This window comes from Curtobacterium sp. MCBA15_013 (assembly GCF_001865095.1).
GTDB lineage: Bacteria > Actinomycetota > Actinomycetes > Actinomycetales > Microbacteriaceae > Curtobacterium.
The window spans coordinates 51,942-70,190 of the sequence record NZ_MJGQ01000001.1 but is presented as its reverse complement, the minus strand read 5'-3'; the positions used below and the strand labels follow the sequence as shown (position 1 = coordinate 70,190).

Annotated in this window: 17 protein-coding genes; 6 read left to right on the top strand and 11 right to left on the bottom strand. The window is 71.5% G+C overall.

Annotated features, from left to right (window positions below):
• Positions 1–57 precede the first annotated feature (57 nt).
• Together BIV01_RS00315 and BIV01_RS00310 are read left to right on the top strand one after the other, a co-directional pair.
• Positions 58–738, top strand: a complete 681-nt coding sequence (locus BIV01_RS00315; RefSeq protein WP_071301570.1) for an SDR family NAD(P)-dependent oxidoreductase — start codon at positions 58–60, stop codon at positions 736–738.
• A 209-nt stretch (positions 739–947) separates the two neighbouring features.
• Positions 948–1,979, top strand: coding sequence for an alcohol dehydrogenase catalytic domain-containing protein (locus BIV01_RS00310; protein WP_071301569.1), 1,032 nt, complete (start codon positions 948–950; stop codon positions 1,977–1,979).
• Positions 1,980–1,995: 16 nt separating this feature from the next.
• Here the strand turns inward: BIV01_RS00310 and BIV01_RS00305 are convergent, their stop codons facing one another.
• Positions 1,996–2,589 (bottom strand): dihydrofolate reductase family protein, encoded by a 594-nt coding sequence (locus tag BIV01_RS00305; protein WP_071301568.1) that lies wholly within the window; start codon positions 2,587–2,589, stop codon positions 1,996–1,998.
• Positions 2,590–2,944: 355 nt separating this feature from the next.
• Between BIV01_RS00305 and alr the strand changes: the two genes are divergently transcribed.
• Complete coding sequence (gene alr, locus BIV01_RS00300; protein ID WP_071301567.1) at positions 2,945–4,075, top strand: alanine racemase; 1,131 nt, start codon at positions 2,945–2,947, stop codon at positions 4,073–4,075.
• Positions 4,068–5,054, top strand: a complete 987-nt coding sequence (locus BIV01_RS00295) for a D-alanine--D-alanine ligase family protein (RefSeq protein ID WP_071301566.1) — start codon at positions 4,068–4,070, stop codon at positions 5,052–5,054. The genes alr and BIV01_RS00295 overlap by 8 nt, the downstream gene beginning before the upstream one ends.
• Before the next feature lie 24 nt (positions 5,055–5,078).
• Here BIV01_RS00295 and BIV01_RS19560 read toward each other — a convergent pair whose 3' ends face one another.
• The 5 genes from BIV01_RS19560 to BIV01_RS00275 all read right to left on the bottom strand — a co-directional run bounded on the left by BIV01_RS19560 (position 5,079) and on the right by BIV01_RS00275 (position 9,605).
• On the bottom strand, positions 5,079–5,240 hold the full coding sequence (locus BIV01_RS19560; RefSeq protein ID WP_175473600.1) for a hypothetical protein: 162 nt from the start codon (positions 5,238–5,240) through the stop codon (positions 5,079–5,081).
• 260 nt (positions 5,241–5,500) lie between these two features.
• On the bottom strand, positions 5,501–5,806 hold the full coding sequence (locus BIV01_RS00290) for a hypothetical protein (RefSeq protein WP_070419002.1): 306 nt from the start codon (positions 5,804–5,806) through the stop codon (positions 5,501–5,503).
• Between the two features lie 138 nt (positions 5,807–5,944).
• Positions 5,945–8,311, bottom strand: a complete 2,367-nt coding sequence (locus tag BIV01_RS00285) for an ATP-binding cassette domain-containing protein (RefSeq protein ID WP_071301565.1) — start codon at positions 8,309–8,311, stop codon at positions 5,945–5,947.
• A gap of 66 nt (positions 8,312–8,377) precedes the next feature.
• Positions 8,378–8,833 (bottom strand): NUDIX hydrolase, encoded by a 456-nt coding sequence (locus BIV01_RS00280; protein ID WP_071301564.1) that lies wholly within the window; start codon positions 8,831–8,833, stop codon positions 8,378–8,380.
• A 10-nt stretch (positions 8,834–8,843) separates the two neighbouring features.
• Complete coding sequence (locus BIV01_RS00275) at positions 8,844–9,605, bottom strand: SDR family oxidoreductase (RefSeq protein ID WP_071294704.1); 762 nt, start codon at positions 9,603–9,605, stop codon at positions 8,844–8,846.
• Positions 9,606–9,758: 153 nt separating this feature from the next.
• Here BIV01_RS00275 and BIV01_RS00270 point away from each other — a divergent pair, with 153 nt between their 5' ends.
• Together BIV01_RS00270 and BIV01_RS00265 are read left to right on the top strand one after the other, a co-directional pair.
• Positions 9,759–10,232: an NfeD family protein gene (locus tag BIV01_RS00270; RefSeq protein WP_254789583.1), complete on the top strand. Its 474-nt coding sequence runs from the start codon at positions 9,759–9,761 to the stop codon at positions 10,230–10,232.
• Positions 10,229–11,458 carry an SPFH domain-containing protein gene (locus BIV01_RS00265; RefSeq protein ID WP_070419006.1) on the top strand — a complete coding sequence of 410 codons (1,230 nt, stop codon included), beginning with the start codon at positions 10,229–10,231 and terminating at the stop codon, positions 11,456–11,458. Before BIV01_RS00270 ends, BIV01_RS00265 begins: the two co-directional genes overlap by 4 nt.
• Before the next feature lie 63 nt (positions 11,459–11,521).
• Here BIV01_RS00265 and BIV01_RS00260 read toward each other — a convergent pair whose 3' ends face one another.
• The 5 genes from BIV01_RS00260 to BIV01_RS00240 form a co-directional block, all read right to left on the bottom strand.
• Complete coding sequence (locus BIV01_RS00260) at positions 11,522–11,872, bottom strand: RNA polymerase-binding protein RbpA (RefSeq protein WP_070419007.1); 351 nt, start codon at positions 11,870–11,872, stop codon at positions 11,522–11,524.
• A 110-nt stretch (positions 11,873–11,982) separates the two neighbouring features.
• Complete coding sequence (lnt, locus tag BIV01_RS00255) at positions 11,983–13,659, bottom strand: apolipoprotein N-acyltransferase (protein ID WP_254791749.1); 1,677 nt, start codon at positions 13,657–13,659, stop codon at positions 11,983–11,985.
• 11 nt (positions 13,660–13,670) lie between these two features.
• Positions 13,671–16,115 (bottom strand): DEAD/DEAH box helicase, encoded by a 2,445-nt coding sequence (locus BIV01_RS00250; protein WP_071301562.1) that lies wholly within the window; start codon positions 16,113–16,115, stop codon positions 13,671–13,673.
• Positions 16,112–16,864, bottom strand: a complete 753-nt coding sequence (gene tatC / locus BIV01_RS00245) for a twin-arginine translocase subunit TatC (protein WP_070419009.1) — start codon at positions 16,862–16,864, stop codon at positions 16,112–16,114. The genes BIV01_RS00250 and tatC overlap by 4 nt, the downstream gene beginning before the upstream one ends.
• 357 nt (positions 16,865–17,221) lie before the next feature.
• On the bottom strand, positions 17,222–18,193 hold the full coding sequence (locus BIV01_RS00240; RefSeq protein ID WP_071301561.1) for a helix-turn-helix transcriptional regulator: 972 nt from the start codon (positions 18,191–18,193) through the stop codon (positions 17,222–17,224).
• Positions 18,194–18,249: the final 56 nt, after the last annotated feature.

Here is an 18,249-nt window from a genome sequence, read left to right as displayed (position 1 = left end):
GGTCCCACTGTCGAGCGGTGCCTGGGGGACCCGGCCACGGGGGCGGAGGCTGGGCGCATGACAACGACACTCATCACCGGAGCCAACCGCAGTCTCGGGCTCGAGACCGTCCGTCGCCTCGTCGACGCCGGGCACACCGTGTACGCCGGCATGCGCGATCCGGCCACGGGGGACGCGGCGCGTGCCCTCGGCGCGCACGTCGTCCAGCTGGACGTCACCGACCAGTCCTCGGTCGAGCGCGCGGTCGCCGGACTGCCCGGACTCGACGTGCTCGTGAACAACGCGGGCATCCTCGGGACGTCGTTCGGGGTCGACGACCTCGACGCCGCTGCGATCGGAGCCGTGCTCGACACGAACGTGACCGGCGTCGTGCGCGTGACGCAGGCGGCGCTGCCGCTGCTGCGGGAGTCGGCGAACCCGGTCATCGTGAACGTGGCCTCGGGTGTGGGCTTCCCGCGGTGGCTGACGACCCCGGGGCGGGACGAGTACCCGGTGCCGGCGGTGCCGTACGCGGCGTCGAAGGCGGCGCTCATCGCCCTGACCGTGCAGTACGCGAAGAACCTGCCCGGGTTCCGGGTGAACGCGAGCGACCCCGGGTACACGGCGACAGAGTTCAACGGGTTCGGCGGGCACCAGACCGTGACCGAGGGGACGGACGCCACGGTGGCGCTGGCGACGCTCGGCGCGGACGGTCCCACGGGGGAGTTCCACGACCGCGACGGGCGCGTCGCGTACTGAGGCGGGCGCCGCGGGGCTCGCGGCCGCTTCGTGAGCAGAAGATGTCGGGTCGGCCGGATGGACCCGACACCTTCTACTCACCAAGTGCGTCCCCACCGCGGGCGCGACGGCCTGGAGGCACGGCTCGCGTCCGACGGACGAGCTCGCTCCGTCCCGTGGCCGGGTCGCAGAGCGCCCGCCAGCGCGCTCCCGTCTGTCAGGATGGCCGGATGCGCGCAGTCCAGTACGACGAGTTCGGTTCCGTCCCCGCGGTCGTCGAGGTCCCGGACCCGGTCGCCCCGATCGACGGGGTGGTCGTCCGGGTCGCCGCGACCGGGGTCTGCCGGAGCGACTGGCACGCGTGGAAGGGGCATGACGACTCGGTGCGCCTGCCGCACGTCCCCGGGCACGAGTTCGCCGGCGTGGTGTCGTCCGCCGGCCCCGACGTCCGCGGGTTCGCCGTGGGGGACCGGGTCACCGCGCCGTTCGTCTTCGCGTGCGGCGAGTGCGAGCAGTGCCTGGACGGTGCGACGCAGGTGTGCACCCAGCAGCAGCAGCCCGGCTTCACGCTGCCCGGTTCGTACGCCGAGGCCGTGGTGGTCCCGCACGCGGACGTCAACCTCGTCGCGCTGCCGGATGCCGTCGGGTTCGCTGAGGCCGCCGGACTCGGATGCCGCTTCGGGACCGCGTACCACGCACTGCACGCCCGGGGACGGGTGGCCGCCGGCGAGTGGGTGGCCGTCTTCGGCTGCGGGGGAGTCGGACTGTCGACCGTCATCGTCGCGGTCGCCGCCGGAGCGAAGGTCGTCGCGGTGGACGTCTCGCCCGCCGCGCTCGCGCGTGCGGAAGCCCTCGGTGCGGTCGCGGTGCCGATGGACGACGCGGTCGGGGAGGCCGTCCGGACCGTCACGGGCGGCGGAGCCAACGTGTCCGTGGACGCCTTCGGCAGCCGCGCCACGTCGGTCGCCGCGGTCGCCGCACTGCGGCCTCGGGGTCGGCACGTCCAGGTCGGGCTGCTGCTCGACGACGAGGCCGTGCCGGCGATCCCGATGGGCCGCGTCATCGGCGACGAGCTCGAGCTGCTCGGCAGTCACGGGATATCGGTGGGGGAGTACGCCGCGATGCTCGACGACGTCGTCGCCGGTCGTCTCCGCCCGTCGGAGTCGATCGGTCGGACGATCGGGTTCGACGAGCTGCCCGAGGCGATCCTCGCGATGGACCGGCCGGCGACGTCGGCGGGCATGACGGTCGCGGTGTTCTGAGCGCCGGAGACCGCCCTCAGCGCTTCGGTCGGTACACGTCCGCCTTCGCGCCACCGTCGAACACCGTCGAGCTGATCAGCGTCAGGTCGAGTTCGTCCTGCAGCCCCGAGAAGATCCCGTCACCCGTCCCGAGCACCACCGGCAGGACCACCAGGCGGTACTCGTCGACGAGGCCCGCAGCCACCAGGCTCCGGCAGAAGTCCGTCCCGCCCTGTGCGAGGACGTCAGCGCCGTCCTCGGCCCGCAGCCGGTCGACCTCCGCCACGAGGTCGCCGTTCGCCACCCGGGCACCGGTCCAGGTCGCCGCCGCGGGGGAGTCGGCCCCACCCGTGTCGACCGTGGCGGGATCGAACCCGGCCTGGCGGGTGAAGACGACCTTCGGGACGGTGTTCATCGCACCGGCGACGGGCGTCGTCGCGTTCGCCCAGAAGCCGGCGATGGACTCGAATGTCCGACGACCGAACGCGTGCACACCGGCGCCGGACACGGTGTCGAGCACCCACGCGGCCGAGTCCGGACTCGCGGCGCGGAACATCCAGTCGGACTCCGCACGTGCACCTGCGACGAAACCGTCGAGGGACATCGACATCTTGAGGACGAGCTTCCGCATCGGACACCGCCGCTTCCGAGCACCGCTCGGTGCTCATGACGGCGATGCTAGAGGGGAGTGGCGTCGGCCACCAGAGTGCGACTGCAGCGCGGCCGGATGGTTCTGAGTTGACATAATATGCATTATCGGCGCGCGGCGAGTGGGGCCAGGAGGCGCGGATCACCGCAGCTGGTCTGCTCACGCCAGCCACGCCTCCCGTCCCTCGTGCAGCAGCGACGGCCGTCATCCGCGCGGCATCGACCGCTTGGGTCGCGCGGCGCGCGACGTCATCCCCACGACCGATGACTTCCTCCGTGGTGTCGGTGATCATCGATATCATGCATATCAGTTCGGTAGCGATCTCCAGGAGGCAGGCATGACACCGTCGCGCCCACAGCTCGTCGTCCACGACGACGCCGTCCGCGCGAACACCGCCGTGTTCGCCGACCGGACGGACGGCGGCGTCATGGCCGTCCTCAAGGCCGACGGGTTCGGCCACGGGGCGATCGCCCGGTCGGTCCTCGCCGCCGGGGCGACGTCGATCGGCGTGACCACCATCGACGAAGCGATCGCCGTCCGGGCAACCGTGACGGACGCGCCGGTGCTCAGCTGGCTCAACCCGGTCGACGCGGACTTCGACGGTGCGCTGCTCGCCGACGTCGACATCGCCGTCCCGAGCGCCGAGCTGCTCAGTGCCGTCAGCCGTGCAGCAGTCCGGACCGGACGCCGTGCCCGGGTCCACCTGCACGTCGACGTCGGGATGGCCCGCGACGGTGCCGATCCCGGGTCGTGGCCGTCGCTGTGCACCGCCGCACGCGAGCTCGAGCGGCTCGGCACGGTCCGGGTCGTCGGGGTGATGGGCCACATGTCCTGCGCCGACCAGCCCGACGACCCGCAGAACACGCGCGAACGGCTGCTGTTCGACAACGCCGTCCGCACCGCCCGGCGCCGCGGACTGTCCGGCTTCGTCACGCACCTCGCCGCCACGGCAGCGACCGTCACCGGGGTCGGCGGCCGCCATGGTCTGCACCGCATCGGTGCGGGGCTCTTCGGGATCGACCCATCCCGGACCTCGACGGACCTGCAATCGACGCTCTCCCTGACGGCTCCGGTCGTCGGTTCCCGGGTGATCGGCCCCGGGGCCGGCGTCGGCTACGGCCTCGACCACGTCGTCGACCGTCGGACCACCCTCGCGCTGCTCCCCCTGGGCTACGGCGACGGACTCCCCCGTGCGGCGTCCGAGCGGGCCGAGGTCCAGGTGCGCGGACGCCGTCGACCGCTCGTCGGCCGGTTCTCGATGGACATGGTCGTCGTGGACACCGGCGACGACCGGCTGGAGCTCGGCGAGACCGTCACGTTCTTCGGCCGCGGCCTCGACGGCGAGCCGACCGTCCACGACTGGGCGGGCTGGGCCGACACCATCGAGCACGAGATCGTCACCCGCATCGGCACGCGCGCCGCCCGGGTCCACCGCACCGTCACCACCCCGGAGGCCACCGTTGCCTGATCGCCACGACTCCCACACCCCCACGGCGCCGACGCGGATCGCGGTCGTCGGAGGCGGCGCGAACGACGAGCACGAGGTCTCGCTCGCATCCGCGGCCGCGGTCACGCGAGCCGTCCGGGCCCTCGGCTTCGACGCGGTGCCCCTGACGATCGACCGGACGGGCGGCTGGCGGCACACGGACGGTGCCGTGCTGTCCCCCGCGGACGCCGTTGCCGTGCTGACGTCGTGCCGCGCGGCGTTCCCGGTGCTCCACGGTGTCCACGGTGAGGACGGCGCGGTCGCCGGCTTCCTCACGATGATCGGCGTACCGGTGGTCGGCTCCCCCGTCCGCGCCGGCGCACTCGGCATGGACAAGTGGGTCACGAAGACCGTGGCCGAGGCCGTCGGCGTCCGCACGGCGCCGGGTGTGCTGATCCGCGCTGGAGACGAGATCGGCCCGGTGCCCCTGCGGCCGCCCTTCGTCGTGAAGCCGACGACCGGTGGGTCGAGCAACGGCGTGACGGTGGTCCGGACGCCCGACGCGTACGCGGCTGCCGTTGCACATGCCCGGGCCGCAGGCACCGACGTGCTCGTCGAGACGTTCATCACCGGGCGCGAGATCGACATCGCCGTGTTCCGCGACGACGCCGGGGCGCTCCGCACCGGCGCCACGCTGGAGATCGGCGTCGCCGACGGAGACGTGTTCGGGCGCACCGAGAAGTACGACGGGACCGCACGGTTCACGGTGCCGGCGGCGCTGTCTGCCTCCGACGAGGCAGCGATCGACCACGCAGCCCGGATCCTCTACGACACGCTCGGGTGCGCGGGCGTCGCGCGGTTCGACTTCTTCCTCACCGACGACGGCGTCGTGCTGAACGAGGTGAACACCGCGCCGGGGTTCACCGAGCAGTCGCAGGTGCCCCGGATGTTCGCGGCGGTCGGCTTGGACTACGTCGAGCTCGTTCGTGCCCTGCTGCAGGCGACGGAACGGGCCGTCTGACCGGTGAACCGCGCCGCCGTGCGATCAGGACTGCGGATCGACGCTCGTCGGGACGTCGTCTGTGTCGATCTCGAGCGAGGCGTGTTCGCCGCCCTGCTCCTCGAGGTTCTCCTGGTCCGTGTCCGGCTGCTCCGGCTCCTCGCTGTGGGTGGTCTCCTCGGCAGGGTCAGGCTGGCTGTAGCTCATGTGGCGGAAGCTACGCGGACCGACCTGGGCGCGCGTCCGGCGGTCCGGAACACGCGTTGCGTGGTCCAGGAGGAACGGTGCGGGCCCGACCCGCGCCTCCCGTCCGCCGTGGCGTCGCGACGAGGGGACGGGGATGCGACGCGCGGACGCCGAACGCCAGCGAGGCGGATCGGCATCGCTGCCGACCCGCCTCGCTGGCGTACCGATGCGCGCCGACTCGGGACGGTGATCCCCGGTCAGACGCCAGCGGCGATGTGGACTCAGGCCTGGGACAACACGACCGCGGTGAGGATGTAGCCGACGATGCCGATGACGATCGCGATGGCCGACAGGATGATGCCGCCGAGGACGATCCCCCGACCGGACGCGCGTCGGCGAGCCAGGATGCCGAGGACGAGCCCGATGATGCCGGCGATCACACCGATGATCGCCAGGAAGATGCCACCGACGACACCGATGATGCCAAGGACGAGGCTCGCGATGGCGAGTCCGCCACCCGTGCCGGCCGGTGCTGCACCGGGCGTGTTCGCTGCGGGGTAGTTCGGTCCACCGGTCTGGTCGGCCATGAGGTCTCCTTCGTCGTGAACGCTCGTCATGCGACCGGGTAGCCGCGGGCGGGGTGGCCCAAGCATGAGCGTCAGTCAGGACGGTAGACCGTTCGGCCAGCTGGTGTTCAGGTACTCCTTCCGGACCTGTCCCCCGCCTCAGGCTCCGACGTAGGCCGCCAGGTGCTCCCCCGTGATCGTCGACCGAGCCGCGACGAGCTCGGCCGGCGTGCCCTCGAACACGACGCGGCCGCCGTCGTGGCCGGCGCCGGGCCCGAGGTCGATGACCCAGTCGGCATGTGCCATCACGGCCTGGTGGTGCTCGATCACGACGACCGTGCGCCCGGCCTCGACCATGCCGTCCAGCAGCCCGAGCAGCTGTTGGACGTCCGCCAGGTGCAGCCCGGTCGTCGGCTCGTCGAGCACGATCACCCCGCCGGGGTCGCCGAGGTGCGTCGCGAGCTTGAGCCGCTGCCGCTCGCCGCCGGACAGGGTCGTCAGCGGCTGGCCGATCGTCAGGTACCCGAGTCCGACGTCGACGAGCCGGGCGAGGATCGCGTGCGCCGCGGGGATCCTCGACTCCCCCGTCGCGAAGAACGCCGCAGCGTCGGCCACGGGCATCGCGAGGACCTCGCTGATGTCCTTCCCCCCGAGCCGGTACTCGAGCACCGACTGGTCGAATCGCTTCCCGCCGCACTCTGCGCACGGGGTCGCGATGCCGGCCATCATGCCGAGGTCCGTGTAGATGACCCCCGCGCCGTTGCAGGCCGGGCACGCACCCTCGGAGTTGGCGCTGAACAGGGCGGGCTTCACACCGTTGGCCTTCGCGAAGGCCTTGCGGATCGGCTCGAGCAGCCCCGTGTACGTCGCCGGGTTGCTCCGCCGGGAGCCGCGGATCGCGCCCTGGTCGATCGCGACGACACCGTCGCGCGGTGACATCGACCCGTGGATGAGCGTGCTCTTGCCGGAGCCCGCGACACCCGTCACGACCGTGAGCACCCCGGTCGGCACGTCGACGTCCACACCCTGCAGGTTGTGCGCGTCGGCGCCGCGGATCTCGAGGACGCCGGTGCGTTCGCGCACGACGTCCTTCACCGACACCCGGTCGTCGAGGTGGCGACCGGTGACCGTGTCGCTCGTGCGGAGCCCGTCGACCGGCCCCTCGTAGCAGAGCGCCCCGCCGTTCGTCCCCGCACCCGGCCCGAGGTCGACGACGTGGTCCGCGATCGCGATGACCTCGGGCTTGTGCTCGACGACGAGCACCGTGTTGCCCTTGTCGCGGAGGCGGAGCAGGAGCCCGTTCATCCGCTCGATGTCGTGGGGGTGCAACCCGGTGCTCGGTTCGTCGAAGACGTAGGTGACGTCGCTCAAGGACGACCCGAGGTGCTTCACCATCTTGACGCGCTGCCCCTCTCCCCCGGACAGGGTCCCAGTGGGACGGTCGAGCGAGAGGTACCCGAGGCCGATCTCGACGAAGGAGTCGACCGCGTCCCGCAGGCCGTCGAGCAACGGCCCGACGGTCGGTTCGTCGATACCCCGTAGCCAGGCGGCGAGGTCGGTGATCTGCATCGCGCAGACGTCCGCGATGCTCTTGCCGGCGATCGTCGACGACCGTGCGACGTCGTTCAGCCGGGTGCCACCGCAGGCCGGACAGGTGGTGAAGGTGACCGCGCGGTCGACGAAGGCCCGGATGTGGGGCTGCATCGCTTCGCGGTCCTTCTGCAGGAACGAGCGCCGCACGCGCGGGACGAGCCCCTCGTACGTCATGTTGATGCCGGCGATCTTCTGCTTCGTCGGTTCGCGGTACAGGAAGTCCTGGCGCTCGGCGTCCGTGAAGTCACGGATCGGCGTGTCCTTGTCGAAGTACCCGGACTCGGCGAACATCCGGACGTTCCAGCCGTCCGTGCCGTACCCGGGGATCGTGATCGCCCCGTCCGACAGGGACTTCGTGTCGTCGAACAGCTGCGTGAGGTCGATGTCGGTGACCGTGCCGCGGCCTTCGCAGTCGGCGCACATGCCGCCGAGCCGTGAGAACGAGACCTTCTCCGCCTTGGCGTCCTTGCCCTTCTGCACGGTGATGGCACCGCCGGCCGTGACCGTCGCGAGGTTGAAGGAGAACGCGTTCGGGCCACCGATGTGGGGCGTCCCGAGGCGGCTGAACAGCACGCGGAGCATGGCGTTGGCGTCCGTCACGGTGCCCACCGTCGAGCGGGGATCGGCGCCGATGCGTTCCTGGTCGACGACGATCGCGGTGGTGAGGCCGTCGAGCACGTCGACGTCGGGGCGTGCGAGCGACGGCATGAAGCCCTGCAGGAACGCGCTGTACGTCTCGTTGATCATGCGCTGCGACTCCGCCGCGATGGTCGCGAAGACCAGTGAGCTCTTGCCCGACCCGGACACGCCGGTGAAGACGGTCAGGCGACGCTTCGGGAGCTCGACGTCGACGTCGCGCAGGTTGTTCTCACGTGCACCACGCACCCGGATGCGGTCGTGGGTGTCAGCGGCGTGCTCGGCACTCGGTTCCATGCCCACAGGGTAGCGGTGACGTGTGACGTTCCACAGGACGGTTCCGCACCGGAACGAGCCGGCGCGTCAGGACGGCGCGTGGGTGCGGACGAGGCCCGGGAGCTCGGCGGGCTCGAAGGGCTCGCCGGTGGCGTCGAGCTCGTCGGCCGTCCACCATCGGGACCGCAGGATGTCCACGCGCTCGTCGTCGGTCCACTCGGCGTCCGACAGCGTGAAACCCCGCGTCCGGACGACGTAGAACTCCGCGTGGCCGCGGTCGTGGTCGGCCAGGTCCCACTCGACGGTGAAGTCCCACGACCACACCGGCTCCCCCGGGTCGTCGATGACGATGCCGGTCTCCTCGCGCAGCTCGCGGATCGCGGCGTCGCGGTGGTCCTCGCCGGGGTCGACACCGCCGCCGGGCGTGATCCAGCGGTGCGCTCCGTCCGACGACGGGGAGTTGGTGTCCATCAGGAACACCCGACCGTCGGGGTCGAGCAGGATGATCCGGGAGGTGCGGCGCAGGCCGGGCTTCGCAGTCACCCGTCCGACGTTAGCCGACGAAGCCGCTGACGTCGCCGACGAGCTTGGTGTGGTCGGCGGGGATCGGCTCGATCGCGGCCGCGGCGATCTCGGCGGCGAACTCGGAGACGCTGTAGAGCTTGCCGACCTCGGCACGGCGGCCCTCGATCGCGCCCGGGTTGAGGCGGTTGAGGAGCGTGGCGGTGATCGTGCCCTCGATCATGTCGCCGGAGACGACCACGAACTCGATGCCCGCCGCGTCGAGCTGCGGCACGAGCTCGCGGAGGGCGAGCTCGCCGGCCCGCTTGCTCTTGGCGACGGGGACGTACTCGTCCATCGTCTCGGCGGTCTCGACGAAGTGGGCCTGGTGGCTCGTGACGAACACGACGCGCGATCCGGCGGGCATGTGCGGCACGGCGGTCTGCAGCATGTCCACCTGCGCATCGCGGTTCAGGCGCAGCGCGTAGTCCTCGCCCAGGCCGGACTCCATGCCACCGGAGGCGTTGAGCACGAGCAGGTCGATGCCGCCCCACTCCTGCACGACGGTGTCGACCATCGCCTGGACGGAGTCGTGGTCGGTCAGGTCCGCACCGACGGCGAGTGCCGACCCGCCCGCGGCGACGATCTTCTCGGCGATCTGCTCGGCACGCTTGGCCTTGTTGCGGTAGTTCACGACGACCTTGGCGCCGGCCTCGGCCAGGTACCCGACGGTGTCGGCGCCGATGCCGCGGGACGAACCCGTGACGAGGGCGCGCTTGTCGGCGAGGGATCCGGGGGCGAGGGGGTTGCTCACAGTCGTGTTCTCCAGGTCTGGTTCGGCGGGTCGGCCGCCGACGAGCCTACCAACCACCGCGCGGACACAGCACGGACTTGATATGTTGAACGGAGTTGGACCGGCCGTCGCGACGCAGCGAGCAGCCGCGCGCGACCGAGGGAGGGAGATCGCGTGAACGGGATCGATTGGATCCAGACCGTCATCTGGATCGGACTGGTGCTCCTGCTGGGCGTGGTCGAGATATTCACGCTCGACTTCATCTTCATCATGCTCGCGGCCGGTGCTGCCGGCGGGCTGGTCGCCGCACTGCTCGGCGCACCGTGGTGGCTGTCGGCCATCATCGCCGCGGGCGTCGCCCTGCTGTTGCTGTCGGTCGTCCGGCCGCGGCTCTTGACGGCACTCGGTCGGAACGCCGACCCGCACCGCACCAACGTCGAGGGACTCATCGGGCTGCCGGGCACGGTCGCCGTCGCCTTCACCGCGTCCGCCCCCGGCCAGGTCCGCCTGGCCAACGGCGAGACCTGGAGCGCCCGCATCTCCGCCGACGCCACAGACCGAACACCGCCGCTCGGGACCCCCGTGGTCGTCGAGTCCATCGAGGGGTCGACGGCTGTCGTCCGCCTCGGAGAAAGGGCCACCTCGTGACCATCTCAGCCGGGACGATCGCACTACTCGTCCTCATCCTCGTCGTCGTCATCTTCGTGATCGTCGTCCTGTCCCGCGCGATCCGCATCGTGCCGCAGGCGACCGCGGGGATCGTCGAACGCCTCGGGAAGTACCACAAGACCCTCAACCCCGGGTTGAACCTTCTGGTGCCGTTCATCGACCGACTCCGGCCGCTGCTCGACATGCGCGAGCAGGTCGTGTCCTTCCCGCCGCAGCCCGTCATCACCGAGGACAACCTGGTGGTCTCGATCGACACGGTCGTCTACTTCCAGGTCACCGACGCCCGCGCCGCCACCTACGAGATCGCCAACTACCTCGGCGCTGTCGAGCAGCTCACGACCACCACGCTCCGCAACGTCGTCGGTGGCCTCAACCTCGAAGAGGCCCTGACCAGCCGCGACAACATCAACGGCCAGCTCCGCGTCGTGCTCGACGAGGCGACCGGCAAGTGGGGCATCCGCGTCGGCCGCGTCGAGCTCAAGGCGATCGAGCCGCCCGTGTCGATCCAGGACGCCATGGAGCAGCAGCTGCGTGCCGAGCGCAGCCGTCGTGCCGCCATCCTGCAGGCCGAGGGGACGAAGCAGTCCCAGATCCTCGAGGCCGAGGGGCAGCGGCAGGCCGCCATCCTCGCGGCCGAGGGTGACGCGAAGGCCCAGGTCCTCCGCGCCGAGGGTGAAGCGCAGGCGATCGCCACGGTGTTCGACGCCATCCACACCGGTGACCCGGACGACAAGCTCCTGTCCTACCAGTACCTGCAGACCCTGCCGAAGATCGCCGAGGGCACCGCGAACAAGCTCTGGATGATCCCGAGCGAGTTCACCGAGGCACTGTCCGGCATCGCGAAGGGCTTCACCGCCGGGCGCACCGGCAGCGGACCGATCGCCGGCGGCGGCGCCGGGGGCGACTTCCTGTCGCGGATCTCCAAGCTCGCGAACGAGAGCCTGGCGAACAGCGCGGCCGCCGACGCCGCGGCCGGTTCGGTCCCCCGCCCGGACGCCACGGCGGCGGACATCGTCCCCGAGTCCGAGCTCGACCAGCGTCTCGCCGAGTCGAACAAGAGCGTCGACGCGCACCTCGCGGCGTCGGACGAGGCCGCGGCCGACGAGCTCCGCGACGCAGCGAAGGACGAGCACCACGGGAGCGCGACCGACGCCGGCCCCGACGCCTCCGGGCACCGCACGAGCGACGGCTCCGGCCGCCGCTGACCGCCACCACGACGACGACGCCCGCCCCGGGAGACCGGAGCGGGCGTCGTCGTCGTGTGCGGGTCAGGCGCCGCGTCGTGCGCGCAGGAACTGCAGTCGCTCCTGCAGGAGCTCCTCGAGCTCTTCACGCGAGCGTCGCTCGAGCAGCATGTCCCAGTGGGTCCTAGGGGCCTTGACGTCCTCTTCGGCGACCTCGACGGGGATGCCGTCGTCACCGAGGAGTCGTCCTTCGCGACCGGAGCGGGGCTCCGACCACGTCTGGGGGACGTCTGCATCCGCCGAGAAGACGATGTCGAACGTCTCCCCTGATTCCGTCTGGTAGACCGCACGCTTGCGGTCCGAGAGCTCGACGCCCTCTTCGCTCTGGAGACTCTGACTCCCGAGCCGCATGCCGCGGAGACTCCGATCAGCCATGTGTGTGCTCCTCTCGCTCGTCTGCCCTCCACAACACTGTCCCACGCGCCCGCACTCCCGGACCGGCGCATTCACAGTCCTCTCCCAGTGCGGAGCCGCGGCCGGGGCGGTCAGGCGCGGCGAGCAGTCCCGCGGCGGCCCCAGGGCGCGCAGGCGAGCAGCGTGAGGAGCCCGCCGAGCGAGAGCAGGAGCGCGATCGATCCGGACGCCAGGGTCGCCGGGGTGGTGGTGGTCCCGAGCGGCACGTCCGTGATCATCGAGGTCGCGGTGTACGCCGGCACCCGGTCGATCGTCCGTCCGGTCGGGTCGATGACCTGCGACGCCCCGACGGTGGAGATGTTCACGAGCGACCGACCGGTCTCGATCGCCCGCATCCGAGCGATCTCCAGCTGCTGCAGGTTCTCGTCGGTGCCGTCGAAGTCCGCGTTGTTCGTCTGTGCCAGGATGACCTGCGCTCCCCCGCGCGCCATGTCGGTGGCGAGGCCGTCGTCGACGATGTCGAAGCAGATCGCGATGCCCGCCCGGACGCCGGCGACCGACAGCACGTTCGGCTTCGTCCCCGGGGTGTAGTCGCGCTGCAGCAGCCCGATGAGCGACGGCGCGAGCTTCGAGAAGAACCAGCGGTCCGGGACGTACTCGCCGAAGGGCACCGGGCGCTTCTTGTCGTAGGACGACTGCCAGCCGTCCTTCGTCCACACGAACGAGGTGTTGTGCAGGACCCCCGAGGACGTCTGCGTGATGGCGCCGGCGACGATCGGCGCCCCGACGGAGTCGACGACCTGGTTAAGGGCCGACGCGATCACCGGCTGCTGGCGCGGATCGAACTCGGCGGAGCCCTCGGGCCAGACCACGAGGTCGACCCCCTTCGCCTCGACGTCGGTCGCCGCGACCTGCGCGCTCAGCACCGCGCCCGGCGCCGCCCGGTCGAAGTACCCGGCGGGGCCGTCGCCCTGCACCGACTCGATCCGGATCGTGCCGTCGGTGGCGGTCGGCCACGCGGGCACGGCGAGCACGGCGGCGACGAGCAGTCCCGCCGTCGCCACGCGGACGGGCACCAGGACGGCCCGGCCGGGACCGCGGGGCACGACCAGGGCGAGCGACACGACGACCGCGACGCAGTACACGACGACGAACGTCACCCCGAGCACGCCCACGTAGGCAGCCAGGTGCGTGAACGGGCCCTGCGACTGCGAGAGACCGACCCGCCCCCAGGCGAAGCCGCCGTAGGGCCAGCTCCCCGAGAACCACTCGCGTCCGGTCCAGAGCGCGGCGACGACGGCCGGGAGGCCCCACACGCGTCCGGCGGTGGACGGCACGACACGCGCCACCCAGCGGTACGCGAGGGCGATCGCGACGCTGCCGAGGGCGAAGAACGCGGCTTCGAACAGCGCGAGCGCGAACCACGGGACCGGGCCGAGGTAGCGGCCGGCCCACGAGATCGCGGGGATCCAGAAGGCCGCGCCGGAGACGTACCCGAGCCAGGCGGCGCGCCGGGCACGCTGGCCCATCGCGGCGAGCAGCATGCACGCGAGTGCGGGGTAGGCGAGGAACCACCAGCCCGGCGACGGGAAGGCGAGTGCGAACAGCACGCCCCCGATGACGGCGAGCGGGAACGCCTGCGCGAGCGGCAGGGCGGCGAAGTCGGACCGGCGGCCCGCCGGCGGGCGCACGGCGGAGCCGCGACCGCCCGCCGCGGACCCACGCCCAGCGGTCGCGTCCTGACCAGAGGCGACGGAGGCAGTGGAGGCGGCGCCCTGCGGGCGCACGTCGGACTCGGGAACCGGCACCGTGCCTCCTGTCAGACAGCCGCGTAGGCGACGATGCCGCGGCGCACCGCGTCCGTCGCCCGCCGTGCGGTCTGGGCGAGGTCGTCGTCGCCGGCGTTCCGGATCTGGTCGAGCAGGTCGATGACCTGCTTGGACCAGCGCACGAAGTCACCGGCCGGCAGGTCGAGCGTGCGCAGCACGTCGTCGAGCGCGGAGCCGGACGCCCAGCGGAACATGCCGACCGCGGCGGCCGGGGTCGGCGGCTGCGACCCGGCGAGGCGGGCGTCACGCTCGATGTCGTCGAGTCGGGACCAGATCGTGAGGGTCTCGTCGAGTGCCGGACGGAACGCCCCGCGGGGCAGGGCGTGCTCGGTGCCGGGCGCGTCTTCTCGGCGGGGCTGGTAGACGATCGTCGCGGCCATCGCGGCGAGCTGCGCCGGGGTGAGGTCCTTCCAGACGCCCGCCTCGAGGCACTCGGCGACGAGCAGGTCGCGCTCACCGTAGATCCGCTGCAGCCGACGCCCGCCAGCGGCGACCGTGGCCTCGCCGTTGCCGGTGTCGACCAGGTAGCCGAGCTGCAGGAGCACGTTCGTGACCCGGTCGAACGTGGTCGCGACCGCACCCGTGCGGGAACGGATCTGCTGCAGGAGCTTGTCGTTGGCGCGCTTGAGCTTGTACCAGCGCTCGGACCAGCGCGCATGGGCCTCTCGATCGGGGCAGGCGTGGCAGGGGTGCCGCCGCATGCGCCGTCGGACGTCCGTGATGGCGGCCTGCCGTTCGGCCCGGGCGCCGTGCGAGGCCTCGCGCCCGCCGGGGACGTTCGTCCGCTCGAGGTCGGACAGTTCGCGGCGCAGGGCCGCGTACTCGGTGAAGTCGCCGAGGTGGCACTGCATCGCCTGCTGGTAGCCGTCGAGGGACTCCTGCTGCGACCGGACCTTCCGCGCGAGGTCGACGACCGAACGGTCGGCCTGGAACTGCGCGAACGACGTCTCGAGGACCTCGCGCGTGCGCTGCCGACCGAACTGGTCGATGAGGTTCACGGCCATGTTGTAGGTCGGCTTGAACGACGAGTTCAGCGGGTAGGTGCGGCGGCTCGCGAGCGACGCGACGCCCTGGGGATCGAGGCCGTCCGACCACTGGATGACCGAGTGCCCCTCGACGTCGATGCCACGACGCCCGGCGCGACCGGTGAGCTGCGTGTACTCCCCCGGCGTGATCGGGACGCGGGCCTCGCCGTTGAACTTCTCGAGCTTCTCGAGGACGACCGTGCGGGCCGGCATGTTCACGCCGAGCGCCAGGGTCTCCGTCGCGAACACGACCTTGAGGAGCTTGCGCTGGAAGAGGTCCTCCACCACCTCCTTGAAGGCCGGCAGGAGCCCCGCGTGGTGCGCCGCGACGCCGCGCTCGAGGCCCTCGAGCCACTCCCAGTAGCCGAGCACGGCGAGGTCCTCGTCGAGGAGGGTGCGGCAGTGGTACTCCGCCGTCTCGCGGATCTCGTTGCGCTCCTGCGCCGTCGTCAGCGACAGCCCCGACCGGAGGACGTTCCGGACGCCCTGGTCGCACCCGTTCCGGCTGAACACGAAGAAGATCGCGGGCAGGAGCATCCGCTCGTCGAGCATGTGGGCGATGCGCTCGCGGTGCAGCTTCTCGGTGCGCGGACCACGGCGATCGTGGTAGCCCCCGCGCCCCCGGCCGCCGCGGTGTCCGCCGCCGTGCCGTTCGCTGCGCGAGGCACCGCCGACGAGCCGGAGCAGCTCCGGGTTGACGCGGTTCGTCGCCGCGGCACCGCTTGAGTCGAACAGGTCGACCATCTTCGAGCCGACGAGCACGTGCTGCTCGAGCGGCACGGGGCGGTCCTCGGAGACGATGACGTCGGTGTCGCCGCGGACGGTCTGCAGCCAGTCGCCGAACTCTTCCGCGTTGGAGACCGTGGCGCTGAGGGAGACGAGCCGGACCTCAGTCGGGAGGTGCAGGATCACCTCCTCCCAGACGGCACCGCGGAACCGGTCGGCGAGGTAGTGGACCTCGTCGAGGACGACCCACGCGAGGTCGTCGAGCAGGTCGGAGTCCGCGTAGATCATGTTCCGCAGGACCTCGGTCGTCATCACGACGACGCGGGCCCGCGGGTTCACGTTCGTGTCGCCGGTCAGCAGCCCGACCTCGGACTCGCCGTAGACGTCGACGAGCTCGGCGTACTTCTGGTTGCTCAGGGCCTTCATCGGTGTCGTGTAGAACACCTTCGCCGTCGGCTGCCGCATCGCCAACCAGATCGCGAACTCGGCCACGATCGTCTTGCCGGCCCCGGTCGGCGCAGCCACGAGCACGCTGCGCCCCTGGTCGAGCGCGTCGCACGCGGCGAACTGGAACGGGTCGAGGTCGAACCGCAGGTCGGCGCGGAAGAGTTCGAGGTTGCGGGACCGGTTCCGGACCTTCGCCGCCCGGAATCGTTCGGCAGCGCTCGGCTCCGTCGTGCTCACAGGCCGTACTCTTCGTCGAGCTTCGCCTGGCGCTTCGCCACCCGGCGGTCGTGGAGCCAGGCCACCGCGCACGCGGCGACGTAGAGCACGATCATCGGCACGGCGAGCAGGAACATCGAGATGACGTCGGCGCTGGGCGTCACGATGGCGCAGAAGACCAGGATGCAGAGGATCGCCACGCGCCAGGACTTGATGATCGAGGACGCGGACAGCACGCCGACGAAGTTGAGCAGCACGAGGAACACCGGCAGGACGAACGCGATGCCGACGGCGACGATGAGCTTGATGACGAAGTCGTAGTAGGCCTTGGCGTCGACGATCGAGGTGTCCTGGCTCGACACGAAGCTGCCGAGGATGCCGACCACGTGCGGCAGGATGTACCACCCGAACCAGCAGCCGGCGAAGAACAGCGGGATCGCGGTGCCGAGGAAGCCCCACACGTACTGCTTCTCACGTCGCACCAGTGCCGGGACGATGAACGCCCAGATCTGGTAGAGCCACACCGGGCTCGCGATGACGATGCCGATCGTGATGGCGATCTGCAGCTTCAGGTCGAACGCGCCCGTGATCATCGGGAAGTTCAGTTCGGCAGTGTGCCCGCCGACCTTGGCGAGCTGGGAGACCGGGGACCGGAGCGCGTCGAGCACGAACGGGGTGAGGAACCACCCACCGACCGCGGCGACGACGATCGCGATCACTGCGCGGAACAGGCGGTTGCGCAGCTCGATGAGGTGCTGCCCGAGCGACATGCGGCCTTCGGCGTCCTTCGTCGGACGCCCGGTCCGCCTCGCTCGCCCGCGCGCGGTCGTCGAAGCCATGGGTCGATCCTACGGGGTCGGGACCGACAGTCGACCGCGGCGTGCGTTCGCACAGGAGGGTCACGGGCCTGGAGGCGCGGGGCGGGCCCGCACCGCGCCTCCCGTCCGTCGGTCGGCACGTCGGCGGCGGGGCCGACGCGCGTCCGGTCCGGCGGTCGCGCGCGGTCCGGCGTCCGCACTCGGTTCGAACCACGGAACCGACGTCGAACCACGTCGCGGTGCCGGTTCGACGTCGGTTTCGTGGTTCGACGTGCGCGACACGCAGCGCCGGTCCGGCGGTCGCGCGGCTCAGTCGGCGGCGAGGGCCGCCGCGGCGAAGTCGCGCACCGCGGCCCGTGCAGCCGGCGGGTCGAGCACGACCGCGCGACCGGGCAGCCCCGCGACGAGCCGCACCACACCGTCGAAGCCGTTCGACGCCGCCAGCCGGATGCGCACCCGGCCGTCGGTGTCGGGCGCGTCCGCCGTGTCGGCGAGGAAGTCGGCCACGAGCGGCAGCGACGAGGAGTCGAGCTCGACGGTGACGATCACGTCCTCGGCTGCCTGCTGGAACAGCGTGTCCGGGATCACCACGTCGTCGATCGACTTCTCCGCCGGGCGGTCGTCGACCCGCACACCGGACATCCGGTCGAGCCGGAACGTCCGGAGGGCCTGGCGATCGAGGTCCCACGCCCGCAGGTACCAGTCGGTGTCGATCGACTCCACGCGCAGCGCGTCGACGCGGCGGGTGCTCCCCTGCGTGCGCGGACCGGCGTACTCGAACGCGAGCCCGCGACCGTCGGCCATCGCCTTGCGGATGACCGCGAGGGCGACGTCGTGCAGGTCCTGCCCGACGGCGACGTTCGCGGCCGCGCCACCGGCACCGCGGGACAGCTTCGCCATGAGCGCGCGGATCGCGTCGCGGTCGGCGGCCTCGGGCAGGGCGGACAGGTACTGCAACCCGGCGATGAGGGCCGACGCCTCGCGCGCCGAGAGCCGCGGGGAGTCGTCGATCGCGACGAGGTTCGTCAGCACGATCATGTCGTTCTGGTCGAAGTCGTCCCACGCGATGTCGAACAGGTCGCCGTGCTGGTACTGCATCGTCTCGCCGGGGACGCCGGACACCGCGATGAGCTCGACGGCACGGCGGATCCGGGTCTCGGGGACGCCGAAGTGCCGAGCGGCCTCGGCGACCGAGACGCGTTCGCGGTCGATCAGGTACGGCACGAGGGCGAGCAGGAACGCGAGCTTGTCCTGCGCCTGGAGTGGTTGCTGCTCAGCCACGGGGGCTCCCGTCCTGGTCGGCGGCGGGCTCGGCGTGGTCGGCGGGTGCCGGTGCG